General features: G+C 62.7%; 20 protein-coding genes and 1 tRNA gene. 7 read left to right on the top strand and 14 right to left on the bottom strand.

Annotated elements, in window-relative coordinates; genetic code table 11:
- Nucleotides 1-38: 38 nt before the first annotated feature.
- Nucleotides 39-1,466: an MFS transporter gene (locus tag NKH63_RS28520; protein WP_198030444.1), complete on the bottom strand. Its 1,428-nt coding sequence runs from the start codon at nt 1,464-1,466 to the stop codon at nt 39-41.
- 133 nt (nt 1,467-1,599) lie between these two features.
- Between NKH63_RS28520 and NKH63_RS28515 the strand changes: the two genes are divergently transcribed.
- The 3 genes from NKH63_RS28515 (at nt 1,600) to NKH63_RS28505 (ending at nt 5,276) form a co-directional block, all read left to right on the top strand.
- Complete coding sequence (locus NKH63_RS28515; protein ID WP_023716457.1) at nt 1,600-2,502, top strand: LysR substrate-binding domain-containing protein; 903 nt, start codon at nt 1,600-1,602, stop codon at nt 2,500-2,502.
- Between the two features lie 73 nt (nt 2,503-2,575).
- Nucleotides 2,576-4,141 (top strand): exodeoxyribonuclease VII large subunit, encoded by a 1,566-nt coding sequence (xseA, locus tag NKH63_RS28510; protein WP_352919782.1) that lies wholly within the window; start codon nt 2,576-2,578, stop codon nt 4,139-4,141.
- Nucleotides 4,142-4,148: 7 nt separating this feature from the next.
- Entirely contained in the window at nt 4,149-5,276 is a 1,128-nt protein-coding gene (locus NKH63_RS28505; protein WP_352919779.1) for a DmpA family aminopeptidase, read from the top strand.
- A gap of 61 nt (nt 5,277-5,337) precedes the next feature.
- Here NKH63_RS28505 and NKH63_RS28500 read toward each other — a convergent pair whose 3' ends face one another.
- The 4 genes from NKH63_RS28500 to NKH63_RS28485 form a co-directional block, all read right to left on the bottom strand.
- Nucleotides 5,338-5,592 (bottom strand): DUF768 domain-containing protein, encoded by a 255-nt coding sequence (locus tag NKH63_RS28500; RefSeq protein WP_023719384.1) that lies wholly within the window; start codon nt 5,590-5,592, stop codon nt 5,338-5,340.
- A 509-nt stretch (nt 5,593-6,101) separates the two neighbouring features.
- Complete coding sequence (locus NKH63_RS28495) at nt 6,102-6,446, bottom strand: Atu4866 domain-containing protein (protein WP_502895967.1); 345 nt, start codon at nt 6,444-6,446, stop codon at nt 6,102-6,104.
- Nucleotides 6,446-7,174 carry an SDR family oxidoreductase gene (locus NKH63_RS28490; protein WP_352919776.1) on the bottom strand — a complete coding sequence of 243 codons (729 nt, stop codon included), beginning with the start codon at nt 7,172-7,174 and terminating at the stop codon, nt 6,446-6,448. The genes NKH63_RS28495 and NKH63_RS28490 overlap by 1 nt, the downstream gene beginning before the upstream one ends.
- Before the next feature lie 90 nt (nt 7,175-7,264).
- On the bottom strand, nt 7,265-8,017 hold the full coding sequence (locus tag NKH63_RS28485) for an SDR family NAD(P)-dependent oxidoreductase (protein ID WP_352919773.1): 753 nt from the start codon (nt 8,015-8,017) through the stop codon (nt 7,265-7,267).
- Nucleotides 8,018-8,154: 137 nt separating this feature from the next.
- Between NKH63_RS28485 and NKH63_RS28480 the strand changes: the two genes are divergently transcribed.
- On the top strand, nt 8,155-9,078 hold the full coding sequence (locus NKH63_RS28480; protein WP_352547841.1) for a LysR family transcriptional regulator: 924 nt from the start codon (nt 8,155-8,157) through the stop codon (nt 9,076-9,078).
- 44 nt (nt 9,079-9,122) lie between these two features.
- Here NKH63_RS28480 and NKH63_RS28475 read toward each other — a convergent pair.
- A tRNA-His gene (locus tag NKH63_RS28475) sits at nt 9,123-9,199 on the bottom strand.
- Nucleotides 9,200-9,544: 345 nt separating this feature from the next.
- Nucleotides 9,545-10,003: a phasin gene (locus NKH63_RS28470; protein WP_023719389.1), complete on the bottom strand. Its 459-nt coding sequence runs from the start codon at nt 10,001-10,003 to the stop codon at nt 9,545-9,547.
- 253 nt (nt 10,004-10,256) lie between these two features.
- Between NKH63_RS28470 and NKH63_RS28465 the strand changes: the two genes are divergently transcribed.
- The gene (locus NKH63_RS28465) at nt 10,257-14,057 is read left to right on the top strand and encodes a PAS domain S-box protein (RefSeq protein ID WP_352919771.1); all 3,801 of its coding nucleotides are present in this window, start codon (nt 10,257-10,259) and stop codon (nt 14,055-14,057) included.
- Between the two features lie 272 nt (nt 14,058-14,329).
- Here the strand turns inward: NKH63_RS28465 and NKH63_RS28460 are convergent, their stop codons facing one another.
- Nucleotides 14,330-16,288 carry an acetoacetate--CoA ligase gene (locus tag NKH63_RS28460; RefSeq protein WP_352919801.1) on the bottom strand — a complete coding sequence of 653 codons (1,959 nt, stop codon included), beginning with the start codon at nt 16,286-16,288 and terminating at the stop codon, nt 14,330-14,332.
- A gap of 182 nt (nt 16,289-16,470) precedes the next feature.
- Between NKH63_RS28460 and NKH63_RS28455 the strand changes: the two genes are divergently transcribed.
- Nucleotides 16,471-18,321, top strand: a complete 1,851-nt coding sequence (locus NKH63_RS28455; RefSeq protein ID WP_023719392.1) for an AsmA family protein — start codon at nt 16,471-16,473, stop codon at nt 18,319-18,321.
- Nucleotides 18,322-18,332: 11 nt separating this feature from the next.
- Here the strand turns inward: NKH63_RS28455 and NKH63_RS28450 are convergent, their stop codons facing one another.
- The 5 genes from NKH63_RS28450 to NKH63_RS28430 all read right to left on the bottom strand — a co-directional run bounded on the left by NKH63_RS28450 (nt 18,333) and on the right by NKH63_RS28430 (nt 23,738).
- Entirely contained in the window at nt 18,333-19,151 is an 819-nt protein-coding gene (locus NKH63_RS28450; protein WP_352791192.1) for an ABC transporter permease, read from the bottom strand.
- Entirely contained in the window at nt 19,148-20,116 is a 969-nt protein-coding gene (locus tag NKH63_RS28445; RefSeq protein ID WP_031194151.1) for an ABC transporter permease subunit, read from the bottom strand. The genes NKH63_RS28450 and NKH63_RS28445 overlap by 4 nt, the downstream gene beginning before the upstream one ends.
- A 9-nt stretch (nt 20,117-20,125) precedes the next feature.
- On the bottom strand, nt 20,126-21,265 hold the full coding sequence (locus NKH63_RS28440) for an ABC transporter ATP-binding protein (RefSeq protein ID WP_023719395.1): 1,140 nt from the start codon (nt 21,263-21,265) through the stop codon (nt 20,126-20,128).
- A 72-nt stretch (nt 21,266-21,337) separates the two neighbouring features.
- The gene (locus NKH63_RS28435; RefSeq protein WP_352919767.1) at nt 21,338-22,438 is read right to left on the bottom strand and encodes a polyamine ABC transporter substrate-binding protein; all 1,101 of its coding nucleotides are present in this window, start codon (nt 22,436-22,438) and stop codon (nt 21,338-21,340) included.
- Between the two features lie 352 nt (nt 22,439-22,790).
- Nucleotides 22,791-23,738, bottom strand: a complete 948-nt coding sequence (locus tag NKH63_RS28430; protein WP_352791196.1) for a DMT family transporter — start codon at nt 23,736-23,738, stop codon at nt 22,791-22,793.
- Between the two features lie 246 nt (nt 23,739-23,984).
- Here NKH63_RS28430 and NKH63_RS28425 point away from each other — a divergent pair, with 246 nt between their 5' ends.
- Nucleotides 23,985-24,731, top strand: coding sequence for a class I SAM-dependent methyltransferase (locus NKH63_RS28425; protein WP_352919765.1), 747 nt, complete (start codon nt 23,985-23,987; stop codon nt 24,729-24,731).
- A gap of 41 nt (nt 24,732-24,772) precedes the next feature.
- Here the strand turns inward: NKH63_RS28425 and NKH63_RS28420 are convergent, their stop codons facing one another.
- A complete protein-coding gene (locus tag NKH63_RS28420) occupies nt 24,773-26,224 on the bottom strand; it encodes a helix-turn-helix domain-containing protein (protein ID WP_023719400.1) in 1,452 nt (483 codons plus the stop codon).
- Nucleotides 26,225-26,382 lie beyond the last annotated feature (158 nt).

Here is a 26,382-nt window from a genome sequence, read left to right as displayed (position 1 = left end):
ATGGGGCCTGCCACCGTGGAGCCGATGCAAGTTAGGGCTCAATGACGACGGAAATTCAGTGCGACGAGGATCATCGCCGCGGTACCGGCAGCGGCGAGATAGACGGCCATCCGCACACCCTCAGCGGTAGCGACGCGCAGCGCTTCTCCTGTCAAACCGCCGGTGCCGGCGTTTGCAACGGCTACCAGGACAGCCAGCCCCACCGCGCTACCGACCTGCTGACCCGTGGATGCAATGCCTGAGGCGATGCCTTGCTCATGCGCGGCAACGCCCTTGGCTGCGGCTGCGAACATTGTTGGAAAGGTGATGCCGCCGCCGAGGCTGAAGACAATCAGTCCGGGGACCAGGTCGGCATAAGTGCTGTCCGCCGACATGGCCATGCCCAGGCCCGCCGTACCAATCGCGCCGATCGCAAGGCTGACGACGAGTGTGTTTCGTGTACCCAGACGGGTCGCCATCCGACCGCTCAGCGCATTGCCCGACAAGACGGCCAACATCGGGACCATGAAGGCGAAACCAGTCTGCAGAACGCCGAAGCCCTGCACTGTCTGGAAGTAGAAAGACAGGAAATAGAGCAAAGAACCGAACGTGGCGGTGAACAGGAATGTGGTGACGACGCCGGTGCTGAGGTTGCGGTTGGCCAGCAGCCGCAGCGGCAGCAACGGGTCGCGGCTATGCGCCTCTATGGCCACGAAGAGCGCCAGCAACAGGATCCCAACGGCAGCGCTGACCAGAATACCCTGTGAGGCCCAGCCGTACTCTGGACCCTGGACGAGCGTGAAAACGAGCAGGGTGGTACCGACCGTCGCCGTCAATGCGCCCGGCAGATCGAACTTGCCGCCTGACTGGTACCCGCTGTCTCCTAGAATCACCGGAAAGGCCGCCACGATCGCGATGCCGGCCAAAGGCACGTTGACGAAGAACACCGCCTCCCAGCCGAATGCCTGGGTCAGCACGCCGCCAAGCAACGAGCCCAGAACCATGCCCCCGGCACCAGAGCCGGCCCATACGGACAAAGCGATATTGCGTTCGCGACCTTCGCTGAAGGTGGTGTTGACCAGCGACAGGGTGGCCGGGAAAAGAAAAGCGCCGCCCAAGCCCTGCACGGCGCGCGCGGCAATCAGGATCTGAGGCGTCGTGGCGAAACCGCCGACCAGCGAAGACACTGCGTAGAGGACAAGCCCGAAAACGAACATTCGCCGACGCCCAAGCAGGTCGGATGCCCTGCCTCCAAGCAAGAGGAAGCCGCCAAACGCAACCGCATACGCACTCACGACCCATTGCAGGGTCTGCGCCGAGAAGCCGAGGCCCAGGCCGATCTCGGGCAAAGCGACAAAAACGATATTGTAGTCGATCGAAATAATAAGCTGGGCAAAAGCCAGCAATGTCAAAACCAGACCAAACCGTGGTCGGGCCGATACGTCAGCCACGCTCGAGTGGTGGCTCATATTCAACTGGTCGGTCATGCCGATTCCTTTTTCCAAATGGAGCCCAGCACCCGCTGATCAGCGCGGCAATTGGCAAGGTAGTATCTGGACGAAACAGCCAAAATGGCATAGAACTGGAAGCATCGTCCTCTATTGGCAACGATGTGCGACTGTGCTGGATTTGAACGATCTTTATTATTTTGCGAAGGTGGTCGAGAAACAGAGCTTCACTGCCGCAAGCCACGCGCTTGGACGATCAAAGTCCAACATCAGCCGGCGCATCATCGAGCTCGAGAAACAGCTGGGCGTCTGTCTTATCCAGCGAACCTCCCGCAGCTTCGCCGTCACTGATATCGGCCAGGAGGTCTATCAGTTTGCTGTGGGAATGCTGGTCGAGGCGGAATCGGCCGAAGGCGCCGCGGCGCGACGACTGGCCGAGCCCAGCGGTACGGTCCGCTTCACCTGCTCGATCGGCATGGCGCAGTCGTTCCTGGCGGAATTGCTACCCCGGTTCCTTTTAACGTTTCCCAAGGTAAACATCATCCAGCACGCGACCAACAGGTATGTGGATCTTGTCGACGAGGGGTTTGACCTTGCGCTTCGCGGCCATGTCGAGCCGCTGCCCGATTCCAGCCTGATCCAGCGTCGGTTCGCGCCGACGCCCTGGCATCTTTTCGCCGCACCCATCTATCTTGCCGGCGCAGGCACACCGACAAGCCCACAGGACCTTGCCGACCATGGCGGCCTCGCACTGAACGGGCTGACCGGCGGGGCGGTCTGGAATCTGCGCAATATCGGCGGCGAGACTGTCCTGATGCCGCTCACGGCGCGCTTGCGCAGCGACGATCTGGGAACACTGAAACAGGCTGCCATTGCGGGCCTGGGGATCGTGGCGCTGCCGGCCTATTTCTGCCAGGCCGAAACAGGCAATGGCATATTGCAACGCATCCTGCCGCAATGGACGGCGGGAGAAGCTGGGATCACTTTGCTGTCGCCTTCGGGGCGCAGCCTGTTGCCGGCAGTTCGAGCGTTCAGCGATTATCTGGCTGCCGAATTTTTGGCCGTAGCGAGATGATGGGATCGCGTTATGACACGCGGCCGGATACAGGCGCCTTGACGGCGGCCAACAACCGTCCCCCAATCGGCCGATGAGCGACACAGCATCCGAATCACGCACCAACGCCACCGAGTATACGGTGAGCGAGATTTCCGGCGCGCTGAAGCGCACGGTCGAGGACGTCTTCGGCAATGTACGGGTGCGCGGCGAGATTTCCGGCTATCGCGGGCCGCATTCCTCCGGCCATGCCTATTTCTGCCTGAAGGACGATCGCGCGCGGCTCGACGCCGTGGTGTGGAAGACCACGATGAGCCGGCTGAAATTCCGTCCAGAGGAAGGCATGGAGGTGATCGCCACCGGCAGGCTGACCACCTATCCCGGAAAGTCCAACTACCAGATCGTCATCGACAATCTTGAGCCGGCCGGTGCCGGCGCGCTGATGGCGCTGCTGGAAGAGCGCAAGCGCCGGCTGCAGGCCGAAGGCCTGTTCGACGCCGGCCGCAAGCGCCTGCTGCCCTTCATGCCGGGCGTCATCGGCGTCGTCACCTCGCCGACAGGCGCCGTCATCCGCGACATCATCCACCGCATCAAGGACCGCTTTCCGCTGCATGTGCTCGTCTGGCCGGTGCGGGTGCAGGGCGAAATGGCGGGAGCGGAGGTGACCGCTGCCGTCAACGGCTTCAACGCACTGCCATGGGACGGCGCCATCCCGCGGCCCGACCTGCTGATCGTGGCACGCGGCGGCGGCAGCCTGGAGGATCTGTGGGGCTTCAACGACGAAGCGCTCGCCCGGGCCGTCGCCGCTTCGGCCATTCCGTTGATTTCCGCGGTCGGCCACGAGACCGACTGGACGCTGGTCGATCTGGCGGCGGATGTGCGGGCGCCGACGCCGACGGGCGCCGCCGAAATCGCCGTGCCGGTCAAGGTCGACCTCGAAGCGACGCTTGCCGGTCTCAGCGCACGGTTGAAGACCGCGGTGTCGCGCAATTTCGAACGCAAGCGGCAAGCGGCGCGCGCGGCCGCCCGTGCGCTGCCCTCGCCCGACCAGTTGCTGGCGCTGCCGCGGCGGCGCTTCGACGAGGCGACGAGCCGGCTTGGCCGGGCGCTGTCGGTCAGCGTCGAGCGCAAGCGGGCCAGGCTTCTGGGGCAGCGGCTGACGCCGGCCACCTTGTCGCGGCGCATGAACGAAGCCCGCACGCTGATCCGCCGCGACCTCGCCCGTGCGCAAGCGGCGTTCCTTGCCATCGTGCGCGAGCGTCGGGCGCGGTTTTCGCGCACGGCGGCCAGACTGTCACCGGCGCCGATCGCGAGGCGGCAGAAACTGCAAGGCGATGCCCTGCTGGCCCTGACGCGACGGCAGGACCACGCGATTTCGAGACGACTGGACCGTCTGCGTGGAAAACTGACGCAGGCTGATCGGTTGCTGGCGACGCTCTCGCACAAGGCCGTGCTGGCGCGGGGCTTCGCACTGGTCAAGGATGTGGACGGCGCGGTGGTCAAGCATGCGGCGGACGTGGTGTCGGGAATGGCGCTTTCGCTGGAGTTCGCCGACGGCACCGCGGATGCAGTCGCCATCAGTGGCACGGCGCGGCCGAAGACGGTTGCCAAGCCCGCGGCCAAGCTCAAGGCGCCGGGCGGCCAAGGTTCGCTTTTCTGAGGAAGAAATGACCGACCCTCATCTTGCGACGCCCTCGGGCAAACCGCGCGCCCGCGCCTTCGCGATCCCATTCGATGGCACGCCGGGCCGCTTCAACGCCATCACCGATGTGCCTGGCGTGACGGTCGGCTATACCACGCTGATCTCAGGGGACGGGCCGCTCGTTGTCGGCAAGGGTCCAGTACGCACCGGCGTGACCGCGATCCTGCCACGGCCCAGGGGCGAACTGGCCGTACCGGCGTTCGCCGGCGTGTTCAGCGCCAATGGCAATGGCGAACTGACCGGCTCGCATCTGATAGAGGAACTCGGAGCGTTCAATCTTCCCATCACCATCACCAACACGCATTCCTGCGGCGTCAGCCGCGACGCAACGCTGCGCTGGATGCAGAAAGTGCTGCCGCAATCGCTCGACAGCGCCTGGGCACTGCCGGTAGCGGGCGAGACTTATGACGGCTTTCTAAACGACATCAACGGCCACCATGTGAGCTTCGAGCATGTATTTTCGGCGCTCGAGACGGCTGAAAGCGGGCCGATCGAAGAGGGCAGCGTCGGCGGCGGCACCGGCATGATCACCTTTGGCTTCAAGGGGGGATCGGGCACATCCTCGCGCAGCGTCGACTGGAACGGAGAGCGTTTCACGATCGGCTGCTTCGTCCAGTCGAATTTCGGTGCGCGGCGGAACCTTGTCGTGCGTGGCGTCAGGGCCGGAGCGGAACTCGCCGAACCCGCGATCCGGGACAACACGCCGCGAGCGGAAAAGAGCTCGATCATCGCGATCGTCGCCACCGATGCGCCATTCATGCCGCATCAGTTGAAAAGACTGGCGAAACGCGTGCCGCTCGGCGTCGCGCTGACCGGCGGCTATGGATACAATTCATCCGGCGATATTTTTCTCGCCGTCAGCACGGCCAATGCCGATGCGGCGCGCGGCGCCGCCGGCAAGCTGGTCAGCGCCGGCTACATGCCGGATGCCGACATCAACCCGTTCTTCGACGCCGTCGTTCAGAGCGTGGAGGAAGCCATCCTCAACGCGCTGGTCGCCAATGATGACATGACCGGGCGCGACGGCAATTTCGTGCCGGCGTTGCCGAAAGCATGGCTCGAGGAGAGATTTGGCAAGGCTGCGCGGCGATAAGACCGCGCAACTGCATCAGACAGGCAATAATCGCCCGGCAGGTTTTGCCGGGGGCGATCCGTCAGCCGGCAGGCTTGTTGGAATTCTGCTCGTCCTGATCGGCCTCGGCCGCCTCTTCGAGCCTCGAAGCAATGAGCTCCTGAATGTCGCCGACCTCTTCCTGGATATCCTCCAGGGGTATGCCGGCTTCGGCAGCTTTGGCCGCACATTCCCTGGCGAGGGTCTCGGCCTGCTTCTCGATTCTGGCTGGCGAGGGCTGGCAATGGACTTTTTCGCCAATCCACCCGCGCAAGAACTCGATCGCGTGTTCACTCATACTGCTGTTTCCCTAGCGGCTATGCCGATTGGTAATCATAAACGTCGGCATCTTCGAAAAGATGCGTGCTGCCATTCGAGCCGAGTCGGCTTCGCCCGGCAAGCCGAACTTGTCCGAGGTCCACAGAGCTGAAGGGAATGGTGGGTTCAAGGAGCACGTTCTGGTTCTTGAGGACTGATTCTCTCGACGAAACTCGTTTGACCCGCGCTATTGTTTCTATTTGCTTTTTTTCGGTTTTCAAGCCGTTTTAGATCACAATAGATAACACAATAGCTAGCACATTTACCGCGCACTCGCCGGCACCACGTAAAGGCGAGCCGTCAAAGCCGCCGCTATATAGTGACAACCATTTGCAATGTCGACTCTGCCCGCGATCCTGCTTCTTTCCGCCGCGCTTGCCGGGAGATATGTGGTGTGGCGGGCCTTGTGGTGCAAACTGCCGAGCGCCTCATGCAAGGCATGCAATAGCGTCTTGTGGAACCCTGAATTGCTTGTCTCAGGGTGGCTCTCTACCGCTGGCGATAAAGGATCATGCCGGCATGATAGAGAACGCCTTCGACGAACTCACCGTCCGCGGTGAAGCCCGTATCGTCCCAGTATTCTATGTGGTTGCCCTGCACTTCATAGCGTCCCCGATAGGCGCTCTCGCGGTCACCGCGCGCTTCGTCATAACGGCCGTTCGGCAGGAGTTCGTGCCTGATATGGCGATCCTCGGTGACCCACATTCCGACATAGGGGTGATCTTGGCGCGTCATTGATTCCTCCGCAAGGATTGGAGTTGAAGGAAGGGTCAGGCCGGTTGGGGCTACAGCAACGGCAATACCCGTAAGCATTGCGGCCAAAGTGGATCGCATCAATGCGCCGCCTTCGTCGGACGCACGACGATCTCGTTGACGTCGACATCGTCGGGCTGTTCGATGGCGTAGCGCACTGCCCTGGCGATGGCATCGGGTTGCAGGGCAATAGCACGCCAGGTTTTCATGGCGGCGGCAGCGGCTTCGTCGGAGATCGTGTTGGCCAGCTCGCTTTCCACCACGCCAGGATGAATGCAGGTTACGCGGATATCGTCACTCTCCTGGCGGAGCCCATCGGAAATCGCGCGGACGGCGTATTTCGTTGCGCAATAAACGGCAGCCGTGGGCGAGACGGCCAGTGCGCCGATGGAACCGATATTGATGATATGCCCGGAGCCGCGTGCCGTCATCTCCGGCAGCACCGCCGCGACGCCGTACAGAACACCTTTGATGTTGACGTCCACCATCAGCTCCCACTCGTCGACCTTCATGGCTGCCATGGCCGAGAGCGGCATGACGCCCGCATTGTTGACGATGACGTCGACCTGGCCCCATTCGGCCCGCGCAGCATCGGCGAATGCTGCGACATCCGTCCTTTTGGTGACGTCGAGCGCTCGTACGCGAACGATTCCACCAGCTGCCTCGATTTCGGCTGCGAGGACTTCAAGGCGGTCGGTGCGCCGTGCGCCAAGCATCAGCTTTGCACCTGCCGCGCCAAGTTCGCGGGCGATGCCAGCACCGATGCCGCTGGAGGCACCGGTGATCAGAACAACTTTGTTCATGGTCATCGAGATAATCCTTTTGGTTCAGCGGTTATTTTCACGATGTGAAGGATGGCGTGCGGGTGAGCTCCCGCAGTGCGCCAGCCTTATTTGGGGTCACTGGGCGGTGTAGCCGCCATCGACCAGAAGCAGGGACCCGGTGATGAAGCTGGACGCCGGCGAGGCAAGAAAGGCGATGGCCTCGGCAACTTCTTGCGGCTGGCCGATCCGGCCGATCGGATGCGCGTTGCCAAAGCTGCGCAGCATCTCCCGGCCATTCTCCACCACACCTTCCATGATGTCGGTTTCGATCACGCCAGGGGCAACGGCGTTGCAGCGAATGCCCATGCGCCCGTATTCGATCGCGATCACCTTGGTCAGCTGTGCGACAGCGGCTTTGGAGGATGCATAGGCCGCCTGCGTCTCGAAGGCCGCAACCGCCGAGATCGATGAGACGTTGACGATCGCGCCACCACCGCCGGCGGCCATCAACTCCACTGCGGCACGGGCGGTGACGAAGCTGCCGCGCGCATTGATCTGCAGGATGCGGTCATAGTCGTCGACCGAGGTCTCCGTCAGACGTTTGTTGAGCGTGCGACCGGCATTGTTCACGACGATGTCCAGTCGTCCGAAGCGCTTCGCCGCGAGTTCGACCGAGCGTCTGGCCAGAGCCTCGTCAGCGACATCACCGACCAGGGTTGCCACATCCTCGGCTTCCAATTCACGTACGGTGTCGCTGAGATCGCTTGCCACGATCCCGGCACCCCTGGCACGCAGCAGCTCCGCCGTGCAGCGGCCGATGCCGCGTGCCGCGCCCGTCACGAGGGCGACTTTTCCATCCAGGTTCCAGGAGGAAGGCAGTGATGTCATGGGTTATCTCCTTGGTCATCCGGCATCGGCTTGATCGGGAGGATCAAGCCTTTCTTGCCATTGCGACAGAGATAGAGCCATGGCATTGTCGCGATAACCCGCCCGCTGGTAACCTCGATGGTAAGTTTAGCTAACCAATGGACATCGATCTCAATGCAATTGCCGTCTTCGTCACAGTGGCCGAGGAACGCAATTTCCGCGCTGCGGCAGACCGGCTGGGCGTGACGCGCTCGGCGGTCAGCCAGAGCGTCCTCAGGCTTGAACAGCGCCTTGGCATCGCATTGCTGCAGCGCACGACACGTAGCGTAAATCTGACCGAGGCGGGCGAGCGCCTGCTGGCGAGCGTCGCACCGGCGATCGCCGACGTGAACGCGGCAATCGAAGCCACCACGGAGTTTCTGGACCGCCCACGCGGCCGGCTGCGGATCGCGGTTTCGTCGATCGCGGAGACGTTTCTGTCAGGGCCGTTGCTGGCGTCCTTTGCAGAAAGATTTCCCGAGGTGCATCTGGATATCGTGGTCACCGACGAGGAATTCGACATCGTTGCCGAAGGTTATGATGCGGGCGTGAGGCTCGGCGAAGTGATCGAGCAGGACATGATTGCCGTGCCGGTATCGGGCGATCAGCGACAGATGGCCGTCTGCGCCCCGCGCTATCTCGAAAAGTTCGGAGCACCCGCCCATCCGCGCGAGCTTGTGGCTCATCGTTGTATCGGCTGGCGGCCGGCGCCGGGAGTTTCGCCCTATCGGTGGGAGTTTGGCGAGGACGGGCGCGAGTTCGACGTGGCGGTTGCGCCCGAGATCACCACTAACGACATGTGGCTGATGATCCGGCTGGCCGTCGCAGGCGCCGGAATCACGTTCGGCATGGCGGACACATTCCGCCCCTGGATCGACCGCGGCGAGCTTGTGCCAATCCTCGACGACTATTTTCCGCCGTTTGCGGGCTTCTATCTTTATTTTCCCAGCCGACGGAATATCGCGCCGAAGCTGAGAGCCCTTGTGGATCACCTGCGCGGTGCGCGTCAGGCGGGATCGCAGGTGACCGCGCCAGGGTCGTAGAGATCGCTTGGCGCTATTGGTCAGAAACCTGGCTGAAAGCTGAATGGTACCGTTGGCTGGGATCGAACCAGCGACCTCCGGATCCACAATCCGGCGCTCTAACCATCTGAGCTACAACGGCACGCTTGCCCGAGCGAGATCCAGACGGAACGTTCATTCTCCGGGACCCGCTCTGTCGTTCGGCGATGCGTCCATACGGGCTATCGGAGTTTAATTCAAGGCTTTTGGCAAAGCAAAAGATCGCTCCGGCATCGCGTCATTTTTCGCCGGACAAAGAAAAGGCCGGCGGGAGGAGGTGCCGGCCTTTTCCTGTTACGAGCCAGCGGGAGGAGGTGCTGGCTGGTTATCCCGGTGAGCAGAGGGAGGAGGTTCCACCCGCCGGGTATTCGCTTAAACCACTATATCGCACATCTATTTGTCTGACGAAATGCGACCTTTTGATGCATCGTCAAACTGTGTGCAAATATTAGGCGATCTTAATTTCTTTCACGGCCTTCTCGAAGGCGCTCTTGATCGGCTTGGATACGTCCTCAGCCGCCTTGGCAGCAACCGCCTGGAAGTCCTTGGCCTGCTCAACGGTCATTTCGACGCGCTTGCGCAGGAACGCAGTCTGCAGCTCGACGACTTCCGACAGCGACTTGGCGCCAATCAGGGCTTCGAAATGCGAGAAGCCGGCCTCGGCATTGGCGCGCAGGGCGGCGATGGTCTTGAGCGACAGGTCGCTGGAAACGGTCTTGGCGGTCTCGTAGGTCGACTCCAGAGCCTTCTGGGTCTCCTCGGCGCCGGTCTTCAGCTTGGCATAGGCCTCTTTCGACTGCTCGACGCCCTTTTCGGCGAAGGCGCGGATCTGATCGGTGGCCTTGGAAGCGTCGAAGCTTGGGAATTCAACGTTTTCGATCGTGTCGGCGGTCTTGGTCCTGGACATTTTCCATCCTTTTCAGCGGCAGCGGCTTTGACAGAAAGCCGTCTCGTTCATCTATCGTGGCAATATAAAGGCAAATTTTGTGCATTGCAACATGTTTGTTGCATCGCACCATTGATTATTTGTTTCGCGACGTTAACCACGCGCCTAGAGATTCCGCTGGTTGCACGCTATGACTTGTGGACCTTCGCGCCGTCGGCTTTTATTAACAAAGCGTTAACCGCAAATTGCCCGCTCTGTGAGGGTCGCCAAGCGCATGCCGGCTGAAAACTACTCCTTCCTCGATGTTGCCGTGCTCGACGCGGTCCGCCTGCGCTTCGCCGCCGGCGACGCGATCGCCATTCTGTCGGCGGATCTCGAGCAGGTGATATGGGCCAACGGTCCCGGCGCAGCGGTATTCGGCTATCCGGACATCGGAGCCATCATCGGCGCTTCGGCAGGATTGCCGCTGATCGCCAGGCGCCAGATCATGGCAACCAGCGGTTTTCCGCAGATCGGCCGCGACCGTGCCATCACGGTCCGGCTGGCGACCGGGCTGACCAGCCGCGCGGTCGGTTTCCTGGCCAGCGCGGTGACCATGCCCGATGGCGAGGAAGCAGTCATGCTGGCGCTGCCGGCGGCGCAGACCGGCTCGCGCAGTGCGGCCGAGATCGCCGATCGCGCCATCAGTGGCTTTACCGAAGACGGCCACTACATCGCCTTTGTCGACGCCAAGGGCAATATCGACGCCGCGTCGGACGGCTTTTCGTCGCTCGGCATCCAGCCTGAGACGCTGGCCGCGCTGGTCGCCGACGTGGCGAATGAGAGCGACCGCATCGTCAAGCGCCTGGTTCCGGGCGGATCCAGCTCCTATCCGGCGGGCCTTGCCCGTCTGACGGACGAGCGGCACCTGCTGGTGGTGATCGACGAGGACCGGCTTGACGGCGAGGCCCCTGTTGGCGAGCGCGCCGGCGCGGAACCCGGCAGCGAGGCAGCAGCGGCGCCGAGCGGTCTTCCCCAACCAACGGACCAGGACAACGAGCAGCCAATCGCCGAGCCGCCAATCACCACCACCGGCGCGGCGGAGATCGACCTTGCGGCGATCGAAGGCAGCTCCGCATCGGCGGAGCACGAGCCTGCCGACACAGCCAAGCAGGTTTCGGGGGCCGACAATCAGCACACGGCTGGCGAAACGCCGACGCAGCATGACCATTGGTACTTCAATGCGGGCGACGACACGCAGGTCCCGCCCGGGGCAGGTGTGTTCGGCGAAGCCGAGACACCAGCCAGCCCCGCCGCTTCGCCGGCCGGTCTGGACGCCCCGCAGGAAAGCGCCACACAAGCGATCAAAGCCGCTTCCCGGGCCCAAGGCCGCGGCCCCGCGATTGATCGTACGGCCGCGCCCATGCGTTTCGTCTGGCGTACCGACGCAGAGGGCCGGTTCAGTGCCCTGTCGCCGGAATTTGCCGAACTCGTCGGCAAGCCCGCAGCCGACGTGATCGGCCGCCGCTTCGAGGACGTTTCAGCCGCCTACGGCCTCGATCCTTCAGGCGAGATCGCCGGCCTGCTCGAACGGCGCGACACCTGGTCCGGCCGCTCCGTGCTGTGGCCGGTCGCCGGCACCGATCTGAAGATACCCGTCGATCTGGCGGCGCTCCCGGTTTACAGCCGCAGCCGCGTTTTCGAAGGTTTTCGCGGTTTCGGCGTCGCCCGCAGCAGCGATGCGGTGATCGATCCCGACGCGGCCGGCATGGCCCTTGTCGCCGAGGAGAAGCCTGCCGCGGTCGGGCCCGAAGCCGTTGAACCTGCCCCCGAGACACCGAAAGCCGCCGATCCGTTCCGGGGCGAAGTGCCGGCGTTGACCATCGTGCCAAAGCCCGAGCGGCGCTTTGCCGACAAGGTGATCCGGCTGGCCGAGCACCGGCAGCCGGCCAACGACAAGGGCCTGTCGACGCTGGAACGCAGCGCGTTTCGCGAGATTGGCGAGCGTCTCAAGAAGGACAGCACCCCGGCCGAAAAGCCGGTAGACGAACAGCCCAGCGCCGAGAAGCCAAAGCCGGCTGCGGAGACCGCGACCAAAGTTGAGGCAGCCGGCAAGGCCGACGAACCAAAGCTGAAAAAAGCCGGTCCGACGGACAAGGGTGAAATGCCGGCGCCAAGTCCGGAAAGCGAGGCGGCCGAACCGCCCGAGGCCGATGCCGAGGACCAGAACGATCTTGCCCGGCTCGACGGCGAGCAACCCGACGAGACGGCAGCAGAGGCGCAAGCCGGCGAACCCGTCACACGCCCTGTTTCCGGATCGCTGCTCGACTATGCCGACCGCGAACCCAGCGATGAAGCGCAGGAAGGCGTTGAGCCCAGCACGAACCGTCGAACGATCGTCGCCGAAGCGCCGCAGGATGGCGACGACGACAGCATGACGGCCGAAGATTTCCGTGACGCCGAGGACAGCGAGGATTGGTCCGAGGACAGCACAGCCGCAGCCGACGTTGCCGGCCAGGTGCCGCCCATCGGGCGGCCGCTGGCACCACCGCTCAAACGCGACGGCTTCGTGCCGTCGACGTTTGCCGGAGAGGACAACAAGGGGCCGGATACCTCGATCCTCGGCAAGCTGCCAGTGCCGGTGCTTATCCATTCCGGCGACCAGCTGCACTACGCGAACGACGAATTCCTCGGCCTGACCGGCTATGCGACGCTCAATGCCTTGGACGAGGCCGGCGGGCTCGGCGCGCTGTTTGCCGATCCTTATGCCGACGACGGCAGTTCGGACGGTAGCGACCGCGCTCTACGGCTGAAGACGCGCGACGGTCAGGAATTTCCGATCGACGCGATTTTACGCTCCGTCCCCTGGGGGAGCGGCAAGGCGCTGATGCTGGTCGTACGCCGTTCCGGCGACGACGAAGCAGCAGCCATTCCACATGGCGCCGCCGACGATCAAACGCGGCCGGATGTTTCCGAGCTCAAGGCGCGCATCGCCGAAATGCGCACCATCATCGATACCGCCACCGACGGCGTCGTGCTGATCGGCCGTAACGGAACGATCCGTTCAATTAGCCGTCCGGCGGAAGCGCTGTTCGGCTTCGACAGCGACGAGGTGACCGGCAAACCGTTCATCTCGCTGTTTGCGATCGAAAGCCAGCGCGCGGCGCGTGACTATCTCGAGGGGCTGTCGGAGCCCGGCGTTGCAAGCGTGATGAACGATGGCCGCGAGGTGATCGGACGCGAGGCGCAGGGGCGCTTCATCCCACTGTTCATGACCATCGGCAGACTGCCCAACGACAGCGGCTTCTGCGCGGTGGTGCGCGACATTACCCAGTGGAAGCGCGCCGAAGAGGACCTGACCCAGGCGCGCGCGGTCGCCGAACGCGCCTCGTCGCAGAAGACGGATTTCCTGGCCCGCATCAGCCACGAGATCCGCACGCCGCTCAACGCCATCATCGGCTTTTCCGAGCTGATGGTGGACGAGAAATTCGGGCCGGTGGCCAATGACCGCTATCGCGACTATCTGCGCGACATCAACCGTTCGGGCAACCACGTGCTCGATCTGGTCAACGACCTGCTCGACATTTCGAAAATCGAGGCCGGTCAGCAGGAGATGGCTTATGAGGCGGTGTCGCTCAACGACACGCTGGCCGAGACCGTGGCGATGATGCAGCCGCAAGCCAACCGGGAACGCGTCATCATCCGCTCCAGCTTCGCCTCGCGACTGCCGGAAGTGGTGGCCGATCTGCGCAGCGTGCGGCAGATCGCGCTCAACATCTTGTCGAACGCCGTCCGCTACACGCAGGCCGGCGGCCAGGTGATCGTGTCGACCGCCTATGAGCTCTCCGGCGACGTCGTCATGCGCGTGCGCGATACCGGCATCGGCATGAGCCAGTCCGAGATCGAGCAGGCGCTGAAGCCGTTCAAGCAGATCAACGCGCTGAAGCGCGGCCGCGGCGACGGCACCGGTCTCGGGCTGCCGCTGACGAAGGCGATGGTCGAAGCGAACCGTGCCCGGTTCACCATCAACTCGACGCCCGGCGAGGGAACCCTGGTCGAAGTCGCCTTCCCCTCGACCCGCGTGCTGGCCGGTTAGGTCTATGGCTGCGCAAAGAAAAAAGGCGTCCAATGGGACGCCTTGAATGATAGAATTGCTGTCACAACGGGGGCTTGAGCGAATCAGATCCTCTGGGGGCTAAGAGGAACGGGATTTCTCCCTCAAGTTACGCACGACTATCGATGCCGGGCCTTAACAAATCCTTACCGGCACGCCGGAAAATTTACCAATGTGTACCACTCATGAAATCTAGGTAAATTCCGCGGAGACATTTCGTTAACCATGACCCGGTTCCAGCCCGGGCTTCATGCTTAGTCGGCAAGCTGCGGCAGATTGCGGAACAGCTCGAGCGCTTCGGGATTGGCGAGCGCTTCCTTGTTCTTGATGGCGCGGCCATGCACCATGTCGCGGACCGCGAGCTCGGTGATCTTGCCCGATTTGGTGCGCGGAATATCGCTGACGGCGACGATCTTGGCCGGCACATGGCGCGGGCTCGCCCCGGTGCGGATTTTCGCACGGATGCGTTTTTCCAGCTCGGCATCGAGCTCGACGCCGGCAGCCAGCCGCACGAACAGCACGACACGCACGTCATTGTCGAAATCCTGGCCGATGCATAGCGCTTCGAGGATTTCCGGCATCTGCTCGACCTGATTGTAGATTTCCGCCGTGCCGATCCTGACACCGCCCGGATTGAGCGTGGCGTCGGAACGGCCATGGATGATCAGCCCGCCATGGGCGGTCCATTCGGCGAAATCGCCGTGGCACCAGACATTGTCGAAGCGCTCGAAATAGGCGGCCTCGTATTTCTTGCCGTCAGGGTCGTTCCAGAAGCCGATCGGCATTGCCGGAAACGGCTTGGTGCAGACGAGCTCCCCCTTCTCCTGGCGAAGCGGACGGCCATCATCGTCCCAGACGTCGACGGCAAGGCCGAGGCCGGGTCCCTGGATCTCGCCGGGCCATACCGGTTCGATCGGCACGCCGAGCACGAAGCAGGAGACGATATCGGTGCCGCCGGAGATCGAGGCGAGATGCACGTCCTTCTTGATGCCTTCATAGACGAAACGGAAATCTTCCGGCGACAGCGGCGAGCCGGTCGAGGAGATGGTGCGCACACTGGAAAGATCATGCGTGTGGATCGGCTTCAGGCCGGCCTTGCGCACGGAATCGATGAATTTGGCCGAGGTGCCGAAGTAGGTCATCTTCTCGGCATCGGCGAAGTCGAACAGCGCATTGCCGTCCGGGTAGAAAGGCGAGCCGTCATAGAGCAGCAAGGTGGCGCCCGACGCGAGGCCCGACACCAGCCAGTTCCACATCATCCAGCCGCAGGTGGTGAAATAGAAGAAGCGATCGCCGTCGAGCAGGCCGGCATGCAGCCGCTCTTCCTTGACGTGCTGGATCAGCGTTCCGCCGGCTGAATGGACGATGCATTTGGGGATGCCGGTCGTGCCTGACGAAAACAGGATGTAGAGCGGATGCGAAAACGGCAGCCTTTCGTAACTGACAGGCCTGGCGGCAAAGGGTGACAGCGCCTCCTCCAGCGCAGCCGCCTTGCCGATGGTTGCCGCGACGTCGGTCGACGTGCCGAGATAATCGACGATCAGGACTTTGCGCACGGTGGCGAGCTTCGCCACCACAGCCGCGATCTTGTCGGCGACTTCGATCGCCTTGCCATTGTACCAGTAGCCGTCCGGCGCGATGAAGACGACAGGCTCGATCTGGCCGAACCGGTCGAGAACACCCTGCTCGCCGAAATCTGGGGAGCAGGACGACCAGACGGCGCCGATCGAGGCGGCAGCCAGCATCGCCGCAACGGTCTCCGGCATGTTCGGCATCATCGCGGCGATGCGGTCGCCCTTCTTCACCTTGAGCGACAGGAAGAGCTGTTGCAGGCGCGAGGTCAGCGCATGCAGCTCGTTCCAGGACAGCCGCCGCTCGACCTTGTCCTCGCCGCGAAAGACGACTGCGTCGCCAAGCCCGGTTTTCTTCAGAAGATTCTCGGCGAAGTTCAGCTTCGCGTCAGGGAAGAAGGTCGCGCCGGGCATCTTGTCGCCATCGACCAGCACGCGTTCGCCCTTGTCGCCGACGATGCCGTAAAAGTCCCAGACCAGGCTCCAGAAGGTCTCGCGGTCATCGATCGACCAGCGATGCAGGTCGGCATAGGAGGAGAAAGCCTTGCCGGCCCTGCTCGCCGCGGCGTTCATGAAGGCGGTCATCGGCGCTGCGTCGATCTGCTCTTGCGTCGGCATCCAGAGCGGTGCGTCGTCGGCCATCATTGTTCCTCCGCAGGCTGCATCGCTTATGCATATCGCGATGCAGCAGAGCAAGATTTTGTTGGACCGCGCCGGTCAGGGTGTGCGCAAATGCCATCGCCGGGCCATAAAGACTTGAAATGCGTCAGCCGTCGGTTACACCCGTCGGGCGATTTTGTCGGAATGGAAGCATACGGGGCGATATGCCATCACCTTTGATCCGACGCGGAATATGGGCGATCGGCGCAGCCGTCACCGTCGTCGCGCTGGTCGTTGCAGCCTTGCCGTTGATCGCCTCGACCCGTATCGTGCGTGACCGCATCGCGTGGGAAATGAGCGCCTGGAGCGGTTTCAGGGTCACCATCGACGGCGCGCCGCGCATCGAGGTCTGGCCGAATTTCCGGGCGATCCTGAGCGACGTGACGCTGTCGCAATGGACAGAGACGGATGCACCGCCTGTGATCGAGGCCGAACGGGTCGAGGTCGACCTCTCGGCCATGGCGGCGCTGCGTGGCGACGTGGTGTTTTCGACGGCGCGGCTGGTGCGACCGACGATCAGGGTTCAGCGTACCGCGAGCGGGTTTTTCCTGCCTGCGATTCCGAGCGGCGGGCGCATTACGCGTTCGATCGATGCTGCCCGCGCGGTGATCAACACAAATCCCGCCAAGCCGGATCTCGGCAAGCTGCCGGCAGATCCGTTCGGCACAGTCGAGTTCAGGGATGGCCGCGTGGTCGCCGCCATCGGCGGCAAGGACCAGGAGATATTGAGCAGCCTGAGCGGCCAGGCGAATTGGGCCGCGATGAACAGCAATGCGACGCTGTCGGCGACCGGGATATGGCGCGGCGAAAGCGTTTCCGTCGACGCCGCATCGCCGAACCCGCTTGTGCTGTTTGGCGGCGGCGCAGCACCGGTCACGCTTTCCTTCAAGGCGGCGCCGGCCAGCTTTTCCTTCGACGGGCTGGCCAGCATGTCGGAGAACGGCTATTTCGACGGCCAGGCAAAATTTGCCGCACCTTCGCTGCGACGCGTGCTCGAATGGTCGCAGGCCGGCATCGCGCCCGGTGCGGCAATCGGCTCGATCTCGGTTTCAAGCAAGATCACGGCGACGGCCGGGCGCATCAAATTCGAAAATACGGCCCTGACCCTCGACAACAACCCCGGAATGGGCGCGCTGGACTTCACCTACGGCGAGGCACTGCCGGTGATCTCCGGCACACTTGCCTTCGATACGCTCGACCTCAGATCGTTTCTCTCCGCCTTTACCCCCGTACCATCCGCCGGCGCCGCCGGCCCGGGCGAGATCGACACAAGCTTCGCCGACCGGATCAATCTCGATCTCAGGCTGTCCGCCGCGCATGCCACGGCAGGTGCAATCCAGCTTGCCGACGTCGCCGCCACCGCCCAGGTCAAGAACGGCCTCGCCGTCTTCGACATCTCCGATGCATCCGCCTTTGGCGGCAACGTCCAAAGCAGCGTCCGTTTCGACCGCAAGCCCGCCGGCACGGAAGTCGAGATCCGGCTGCTTGCTTCCGACATCGACGGCGGCGCTTTCGGCACCGCGGCCGGGATGACGCGGCTGGTGCCGATCGGCACCGGAACCGTTTCGGTCATCCTCAAGGGGCCGGGCAGAACCTGGGACTCCATTTTCGAAAACGCCAATGGCTCGCTGTCCGCGACCTTCGGCGCGGGTGCGCTGAGCCGGCTTAATCTGCCGGCGTTCCTCAAGCACACCGAACAGGGTGGATTCTTTGCGCTTGACGACGTCTCGGACGGAACGCTGCCGATCGACGGGGCCGAGCTCAAGGCGAGCGTTTCGAACGGCGTGGCGCGCATCGACAAGGCCGAGGTGAATTCCGCGCAATACAAGATCTGGCTTTCCGGCATCGCATCCTATGCCGGACGCGGGCTGGCGCTGTCCGGCGGCATCGTCCAGCCGAGCCAGGCTGCCACGCAGACGAACGGCCAAGCGCCCAAGCAGTCGTCGTTCTTCGTCGGCGGCACCTGGAGCACGCCGTTCATCTCGCCGATAAGTCGCGGTGTTTCAGGCGAGTAAGCAGCAGGAACTCAACCTCGCTGCGCCGCCTGCTCGTCGCGCTGGCGCTGCACCTCGCGGCGTTTGTTTGCGAGCGAAGCGATGATCACGCCAACTGCGACGACCGCGATCAGAATGGTGCACGCCGCGTTGATTTCCGGCGTCACGCCAAGGCGGACCTGGCTGTAGATCTTCATCGGCAGCGTCGTGGCGCCGGGCCCCGAGGTGAAGCTGGCAATAACCAGGTCGTCGAGCGAGAGCGTGAAGGCCAGCATCCAGCCAGAGACGATCGCCGGCATGATGACCGGCAGCGTGATCTGGAAGAAGGTCCTTACCGGCGGCGCACCGAGATCCATCGCGGCTTCTTCCAGCGAACGATCGAACGTGATCAGGCGCGATTGGACCACCACAGCGACGAAGCACATGGTCAGCGTGGTGTGGGCAAGCGTCACCGTGAGAAAGCCGCGGTCGAAGCCGACAGCGACGAAGAGCAGCAATAGCGACAGGCCGGTGATGACTTCCGGCATGACCAGCGGCGCAAACACCATGCCGGAAAACAGCAGCCGGCCGCGAAAGCGCGTGTAGCGCGTCAGGGTGAGCGCCGCCAGAGTGCCGAGCACGGTCGCCACGGTGGCCGAGATGACGCCGACGCGCGCCGTCACCCAGGTGGCGTCCATCAGACCCTGATTGTGGAACAGCGACACGTACCATTTCGTCGAGAAGCCGCCCCAGACGGTGACCAGCTTCGACTCGTTGAAAGAGAACACGACGAGCAGGACGATCGGCAGGTAGAGAAAGGCAAAGCCGAGCACGATCGAAACGATGTTGAAGCGGCTCCAGGTAGCGTTCATAGGTCCTGCTCCTGGGCACGCGCCTGGGCTCGCTGGAAGAGCATGATCGGCACGATCAGCAGCAGCAGCAAGATGACGGCAACGGCAGACGACACCGGCCAGTCGCGGTTGCCGAAGAATTCGCTCCACAGCGTCCTGCCGATCATCAGTGTCTGCGAGCCGCCGAGCAGATCGGGGATGACGAACTCGCCGACGGCGGGAATGAACACCAGCAGGCAGCCGGCGATGACGCCGGGCAGCGACAGCGGGAAGGTGATCTTCCAGAAGGCGCTGGTCGGCGGGCAGCCGAGATCCTTGGCGGCCTCGATCAGCGAATTGTCCATCTTCTCCAATGCCGAATAGAGCGGCAGGACCATGAACGGCAGATAGGAGTAGACGATGCCAATGAAGATCGCCGTGTAGGTGTTGAGGATGATCAGCCGATGGCTGATGATGCCAGTGGCGAGCAGCAACTCGTTGAGCAGGCCCTCGGGCTTGAGAATGCCTATCCAGGCGTAGACACGGATCAGGAACGAGGTCCAGAACGGCAGGATCACCAGCATCAGCAAGGTCGGGCGGATCGTCGCCGGAGCGCGTGCCATGCCATAGGCGATGGGATAGCCGATCACCAACGTCAGGACCGTCGAGATGGCGGCGACGATGACGCTCGTCACATAGGCGTTGAAGTAGAGCGCGTCCTGCGTCAGCCAGATGTAGTTGTCAAAATTGAGCGCGCCAAACCACGCGACAACCCCGGAAACGCCGTCGCGGAAATCGAGCACCGGCGTGTAGGGCGGCATGGCTATCGCGGTCTGCGACAGCGAAATCTTAAAGACGATGATAAAGGGGACGAGAAAGAAGAACAGCAGCCAAAGGTAGGGGATGATGATGACGAGACGGCTAACCAAAGCCGCTCCCAGCCTGGCCAAGGCGGATTTGCCGGCAGCGCTTGCCGAGGAGCTTGTTGCGGCGGTGACAGCGGACATGATCAGTCCCTACCGTGTCAGCACGACGCCGGCGTCGGGTCGGAAGGAAACCCAGGCGCGGTCGTTCCAGGTCAGCGGATCCTCGGTGATGCGTGCCGCGTTCATGGTACTCGCCCGCACCACCTGACCGTCATCCAGCCTGACGTGATAGATGGTCATGTCACCGAGATAGGCGATGTCGTAGACCTCGCCCTCGATGGCGTTGACGGCACCCGCCGGTTTCGTGGAGGAAACCTTGATCTTCTCCGGCCTGATAGCAAAGGTAACGGACGTTCCGGCGGCGGCACGGCCGGCATTTTCGGTGCGGATGGTGATGCCGTTGCCGGCGTCGATGCTTGCGCTGCCGGCCTCGCCAGCCGCGATCTTGCCGTCGAACATATTCACATTGCCGACGAAGCCGGCGACGAAGCGGGAACCCGGCGCCTCGTAGACCTCGGCCGGCGTCGCCACCTGCATCACCTCGCCCTTGTCGATGATGGCGATGCGGTCGGCCATCGTCATCGCCTCTTCCTGGTCATGGGTGACGACGACGAAGGTGAGGCCAAGGTTCTGCTGCAGGTCCATCAGCTCGAACTGCGTTTCCTCGCGCAGCTTCTTGTCCAGCGCGCCAAGCGGCTCATCGAGCAGCAGGACTTTCGGCCGCTTGGCCACCGAGCGGGCCAGTGCGACACGCTGGCGCTGGCCGCCCGACAATTGGTGCGGCTTGCGTTTGGCGAACTGCTCGAGCTTGACCAGCTTCAGCATGTCGGCGACGCGCTTGTCGATATCGGCCTTGGCCATGCCTTCCTGCTTGAGGCCGAACGCGATGTTGTTCTCGACCGTCATGTGCGGAAACAAGGCGTAGGACTGGAACATCATGTTGACCGGCCGCCGATATGGCGGGATGCCGCGCAGATCCTGGCCATCGAGCAGGATACGGCCGGCGGTCGGTTCCTCAAAGCCGGCAAGCATCCTGAGCAGCGTCGATTTCCCGCAGCCCGAGGCCCCGAGCAGGGCAAAGAATTCGCGTTCGAAGATGGTCAGCGACAGATTGTTGACGGCAGTGAAGTCGCCGAACTTCTTGGTGACGTTGTCGAACTGGATGTATGGCTTGGCATTCGGATCGTTCCATGGCGCGAAATCCCTGCGGATGCTGCCAAGCGATTTCATGTCCCACTCCGTGCCTGATTCTGCCCCTGAAAAACGACCCCGGCAGTCAGCCACCGGGGTCGCGTCAGATCACTATTGTCCCGTGATGACCTTGGTCCACGATCTGGTGACGAGACGTTGCGTCTTGGGGTCATATGGACCGACAGTGAACAGCTTGGCCAGCGTCGAGTCATCCGGATAAATGCCCGGGTCATCAAGGATCTCCTTGCTGACGAGCGGCTGAGAGGCCTTGTTGCCATTGGCGTAGAAGACAAAGTTGGTGGATTTGGCAATAACTTCTGGTCTCATCATGTAGTTCAGAAATTCGTGTGCCTCGGCGACATGCGGTGCATCGGCCGGGATCGCCATTTCGTCGAACCACATTTCCGCACCTTCCTTTGGAATCGTGTAGGCGATGTCGACCCCCTTTTTCGCTTCCGCCGCACGGTCGCGGGCCTGGAAGAGATCCCCCGAAAATCCGACAGCCACGCAGATGTCGCCATTGGCGAGCGCGTTGATGTATTCCGACGAATGGAATTTGCGGATAGAAGGCCGGATGCTCAGCATGAGTTCTGTGGCCTTGGCAAGGTCGTCAGGAGAGGTCGAGTCAGGCTTGAGGCCAAGATAGTTCAGCACAGTCGGAAAAATGTCTGTAGGCGAATCCAGGAAGTACACGCCACAATTGGCGAGCTTGGCGATATTCTCCGGCTTCAGGACCGCATCCCAGCTGTCGATCTTGTCGACGCCGAGGGCTTCCTTCACTTTCTCGGTGTTGTAGCCAATGCCTGTGGTCCCCCACATGTAGTTGACCGAGTATTCGTTGCCGGGGTCGAACTTCGCAACCCGCTCCATCACCACGTTCCACATATTGGAAAGGTTGGGCAGCTTTGACTTGTCCAGCTTCTGATATACCCCGGCCTGGATTTGACGGGCCAGGAACGGGCTTGCCGTCGGCACCACGACATCGTAGCCGCTACCACCGGCAAGCAGCTTGGTTTCGAGAATTTCGTTGGAATCATAGGTGTCGTAGACGACCTTGATGCCGGTTTCCTTGGTGAAGTCGTCGATGATCGAACTGTCGATATAGTCCGACCAGTTGAAGACATTGACGACACGGTCCTCGGCATGCACGCCCAAGGTAAAAACTGCCAGAAACGCCGAAGTCGCCGAAAGCCAGAGCGCTTTGCGGGTCATGCTATTCTCCTTCGATGAGTGTTCCGTCGCCAGCTCGTCGCGGCGTGCGCCCGGCTGGGCATTTGCTTCAGGGTATTGAGCTTGCAGGCAGGCCACAAGCGCGAATTGCCGGCGCCATTATGGTTCGGCGACGAGGCGACAGTGAAGACTTGGCGTGGCGTTGGTGGTGTTGCGGCGCCGTCAGAAGCTTTCGCTACGGCGCGCGCAGGGAGACGACGATGTTGTCCGGCCTCGATGCAGCCGGCATGGAGACTTGGCAAGATACGCCTGTCTTGTTGTTGCCGTGATCGCAGCCTGCCCGCGCGGCTGCGACATTGTCAATGGTCCATCTCGCTTTGGCGCGCGCGCTGCATCAATTAGGCGAAGGCACACCGGTGACGCCCGCCCGCTGCGGCCGCGCCTGGCGCTTGAATTCGAGCCCGATATGGACGAGGAGCGCCGTGACGACGACCGCACCGCCGACGATGGTACGCGCCGACGGCACCTCGGAATGAATGAGCCAGACCCAGATCGGGCCTAGGATCGGCTCGAACGTGCCGAGCAGCGCCGCCACGGCCGCCGGAACAAGCCGGGCGCCGGTGGCGAAGAAGGCGAGGCCGAGCCCCAGATTGACCACGCCGAAGGCAAAAAGGAAGCCCATATCGTGGCTGGAAACGCCCAGTGCCGACGCCTGCGATGCCGCGAAGGCGGCCGCCAGCATCGTCCCGAGGCACGTCGCCGGAGTCATGCGCACATGGGCAAAGCGGCGCGTGATGACGGTTGCGATCGAGAACATAACGGCAATGAGCAGCGCCAGCCCATCGCCGATCGGCGATACGGCGCCATCGAGCGATTCCGAGACCATGACGGCGACGCCAGCAATGACGGCGGCGATCGCCAGCCAGGTCGCCACGGCCACCCGCTCGCGAAACAGCGCCCAGGCAAACAACGCCGCCAGAAGCGGCACACCGGCCTGCATCAACAGGATGTTGGCGACGGTGGTATATGCAAGCGCCACGACGAAAGAGGTCGACGCCGTGGCGAAACAAAACGCCACCGCAAGGCCGGCCAGGCCCATGCCGCGAAACAGCTTCAGCGTGCCACGCCAGCCGTCGCGCCAGACCATGAAGCAGAGCAGGAAGGCGGCGGCCCAGACCGAGCGCCAGAACACCACCGTCCAGCTGTCGCCGGCATCGATGAAACGGGCAATGGTACCGCCGAGGCTCCACATCAGCGCCGACAGGAACACCAGCAGGAAACCGATACGCTCCTCATTTCGCGGAGGCGAAACGGCGATCTGCGGTGATGATATGTCGGTCATGATTACGACTGTCGGCGGTTTCGAGGCGGCACGATGCAAAGCGGACGACAGAAACGTGCCTTAATCGCGTAACGCAAAGACGGGGATGGGGAGTGATCCAGCATCGTGTTCCATTTGGCGCACCGACAGGTGCACAGAGATGCCCGATCATCGACAGACGCCCCATGCTCGACGTACGGTGCAAATGTATAGGGCGCCCCCATGGATGAGCCATTCTACAAAACGGCGGCGATTGGCTATGACGAGTTGTTCGCCCGTGCGACGAACTCGTTTATCCCGTCCTTGCTGAAGGCAGCACGGATTGCGCCTGGCCATCGCGTGCTCGACGTCGCAACGGGCACCGGAGCGGCAGCGCAAGCCGCTGCCATCATTGTAGGCCCTTCCGGCGCCGTGATTGGCGGCGACATCTCGCCGGCCATGCTCGAATCCGCCAAACGCAATTTGAAAGACCAGCCAATCACCCTCGCTACGTTCGACGCTCACGCGCTTCCTTATGAGGACCGTCGGTTCGACGCAGTGACCTGTCAGCTTGGGCTCATGTTCTTCTCGGACCAGCTTGGAGCGCTTTCGGAATTTCGCCGGGTTCTGCGCCCCAACGGCTGGACTGCAGTTAGCGTGACAACGACGCCAGAGCGTTCGTTGTTCGCCAGAATAGGTGCGGTAATCGCCCGCTATGCCCCTGAGAAAGCTGAAAAGCTAAATCGCTTCTTTTCCATCCCCGACGCGACGTGCTTGCATGATTTGCTCTATCGCGCCGGGTTTCGAAAGATTGACGTCCAGCTCGAAACGCGGCCCATCAAGTTCTCGTCCTTCGACGACTATTTCAGCGGCATTGCCAAGGGCGCAACATTGAGCGGTCAGGAGTATGTCCAACTGCCTCCGGATATGAAGCACATCGTGCGCGAGGAGGTCTGGCGCGGGCTAGCGTCGCCGAGCCCTGGAGAGCCGCTGACGATTGAAATGGACGTTCTGATAGGCAGCGGTAGCCGATAGAATGCGCCCGCGGCACGATCCCCGGCAACTCTGATTTGCCGTCACTGAAAATCGAACGCCGACAGTCCCGTCACCATTTCGTCGAGGCCGAGCGGGCGTGTCACCGGTGGCTCGGCGCGGGCGAGGCAGCCGATGCGTTCACACAGCCGGCAGGCAGCGCCGACCGGCGTAGCCGACACAGCGGCGTTCTGTCCGGCCTTGCCGATGGCGGCCGGCCCCGGCAACGCTGCTCCATAGACGATCTCATCGCGAAAACCGATGTCGCAGCCGAGCAGCAGCGCTGTGCGGCGCGGTCGCTCGGCAAACGAGCCCTGCGGGCCTTCGAGCGTGCGGGCGATGCAGAGGAACGCCGCACCATCTGGCATTTCCACGGCCTCGACCAGGATCTGGCCGGGTTGGCCGAAGGTGGTATGGACCGGCAGCTTCGGACAGCCGCCGCCGAAGCGGCTTTGCGGAAAGCCGTGGCTGCCCGCCTTGCGGAAGCGATTGCCGGCACTGTCGACCTCGAGCATGAAGAATGGCACGCCCGACGCACCCGGCCGCTGCAGCGTGGTCAGCCGGTTCGCCGCTTGCTCGAAGGAAACGCCGAAGCGCGACCGCAACATGTCGATGTCATAGCGGGCGCGGACCGCAGCGGCGTGAAAAGGCTGATACGGCATCATCAGCGCGTGCGCGGCATAGCGGCCGAGCTCGAAACGGGCGAGCCGGCGGGCTTCGTCCGTGGCCAGCTTCAGCGCCTGGATCTCGACAGCGACAGCAACGCTCATGCGGATCAGGCAGGCCTCCATAGCCACCTCGCGCAGCTGATCGAATGGCGACAGGCGCTCGGACAGGAACAGGCGCTGCGAGTGACGGTCATAGCGACGGCGCCAGTTGGGCATGGTGGCGACCGGCAGTACCTTGACGACGACGCCGAATTCACGCCGCAGCCAAGCCTTCAACGCACTGAACAGATCGTCGCCGGGATCGAGCACCGACGTGAATGCCTCGGCTTCCTCTTCGAGCGCGGTAAAATGGTTCGGCCGGCGTTCGAAAATCTCATGCACCTCGTCGATCGGCAGCCGGGCGCCGGAGAGTGCGGTGGCTTTGCCCTCACGCGCGAGCAGCTCGTTGAGATCGGATAGCCGCGCGGCCTGCTCGCGATAGGCGCGAAACAGCTTTATCACAGCGGCGGAAGCGTTGGGCGCCGCCTCGGCAAGCTCGATGAGTTCCTGGTCGCCTGGCAGTTCGCCGGCCAGCAACGGATCTGAAAACACTTCCTTCAAATCGGCGACCGAACCCCTCGCCTCGCCCTGCAATTCATGTGGGTCGACCTTGTAGACGGACGCCAGTCTCAGGATCAGTTGCACCGTCAACGGCCGTTGGTTGCGCTCGATGAGATTGAGATAGGACGGCGAGATGCCGAGCCCTTCGGCCATCGCCGTCTGGGTCAGGCCCTTGGCGTTGCGGATGCGACGAATGCGCGGCCCGGCAAAGATTTTATGGTCGGCCAATCGACTGTCCTTGACAAGAATTTTACATCCGCTGATGGCATGGCGGCGTTTACAATCATGACAAATTTACAGCTCTCATCAGTCAAACACAACACAGGTTTTCTCTTATTTCATGGCCAATTTCGGAGTTTGTCTCGCTTGCCTAGTGCCGACATGTA

Source organism: Mesorhizobium sp. M0960 (assembly GCF_040319055.1).
Lineage (GTDB): Bacteria > Pseudomonadota > Alphaproteobacteria > Rhizobiales > Rhizobiaceae > Mesorhizobium.
This window is presented reverse-complemented; position numbering and strand designations above follow the sequence as displayed.

Excerpts from the sequence above, each read along its gene's own strand:
- NKH63_RS28450 (WP_352791192.1), bottom strand. The coding sequence starts at position 19,151 with ATGAACGCTACCTGGAGCCGCTTCAACATCGTTTCGATCGTGCTCGGC.
- NKH63_RS28465 (WP_352919771.1), top strand. The coding sequence starts at position 10,257 with ATGCCGGCTGAAAACTACTCCTTCCTCGATGTTGCCGTGCTCGACGCG.
- NKH63_RS28470 (WP_023719389.1), bottom strand. The coding sequence starts at position 10,003 with ATGTCCAGGACCAAGACCGCCGACACGATCGAAAACGTTGAATTCCCA.
- NKH63_RS28495 (WP_502895967.1), bottom strand. The coding sequence starts at position 6,446 with ATGCGATCCACTTTGGCCGCAATGCTTACGGGTATTGCCGTTGCTGTA.
- NKH63_RS28435 (WP_352919767.1), bottom strand. The coding sequence starts at position 22,438 with ATGACCCGCAAAGCGCTCTGGCTTTCGGCGACTTCGGCGTTTCTGGCA.
- xseA (WP_352919782.1), top strand. The coding sequence starts at position 2,576 with ATGAGCGACACAGCATCCGAATCACGCACCAACGCCACCGAGTATACG.
- NKH63_RS28520 (WP_198030444.1), bottom strand. The coding sequence starts at position 1,466 with ATGACCGACCAGTTGAATATGAGCCACCACTCGAGCGTGGCTGACGTA.
- NKH63_RS28455 (WP_023719392.1), top strand. The coding sequence starts at position 16,471 with ATGCCATCACCTTTGATCCGACGCGGAATATGGGCGATCGGCGCAGCC.
- NKH63_RS28490 (WP_352919776.1), bottom strand. The coding sequence starts at position 7,174 with ATGACCATGAACAAAGTTGTTCTGATCACCGGTGCCTCCAGCGGCATC.
- NKH63_RS28500 (WP_023719384.1), bottom strand. The coding sequence starts at position 5,592 with ATGAGTGAACACGCGATCGAGTTCTTGCGCGGGTGGATTGGCGAAAAA.
- NKH63_RS28430 (WP_352791196.1), bottom strand. The coding sequence starts at position 23,738 with ATGACCGACATATCATCACCGCAGATCGCCGTTTCGCCTCCGCGAAAT.
- NKH63_RS28505 (WP_352919779.1), top strand. The coding sequence starts at position 4,149 with ATGACCGACCCTCATCTTGCGACGCCCTCGGGCAAACCGCGCGCCCGC.
- NKH63_RS28445 (WP_031194151.1), bottom strand. The coding sequence starts at position 20,116 with ATGTCCGCTGTCACCGCCGCAACAAGCTCCTCGGCAAGCGCTGCCGGC.
- NKH63_RS28440 (WP_023719395.1), bottom strand. The coding sequence starts at position 21,265 with ATGAAATCGCTTGGCAGCATCCGCAGGGATTTCGCGCCATGGAACGAT.
- NKH63_RS28480 (WP_352547841.1), top strand. The coding sequence starts at position 8,155 with ATGGACATCGATCTCAATGCAATTGCCGTCTTCGTCACAGTGGCCGAG.
- NKH63_RS28460 (WP_352919801.1), bottom strand. The coding sequence starts at position 16,288 with ATGGCCGACGACGCACCGCTCTGGATGCCGACGCAAGAGCAGATCGAC.
- NKH63_RS28485 (WP_352919773.1), bottom strand. The coding sequence starts at position 8,017 with ATGACATCACTGCCTTCCTCCTGGAACCTGGATGGAAAAGTCGCCCTC.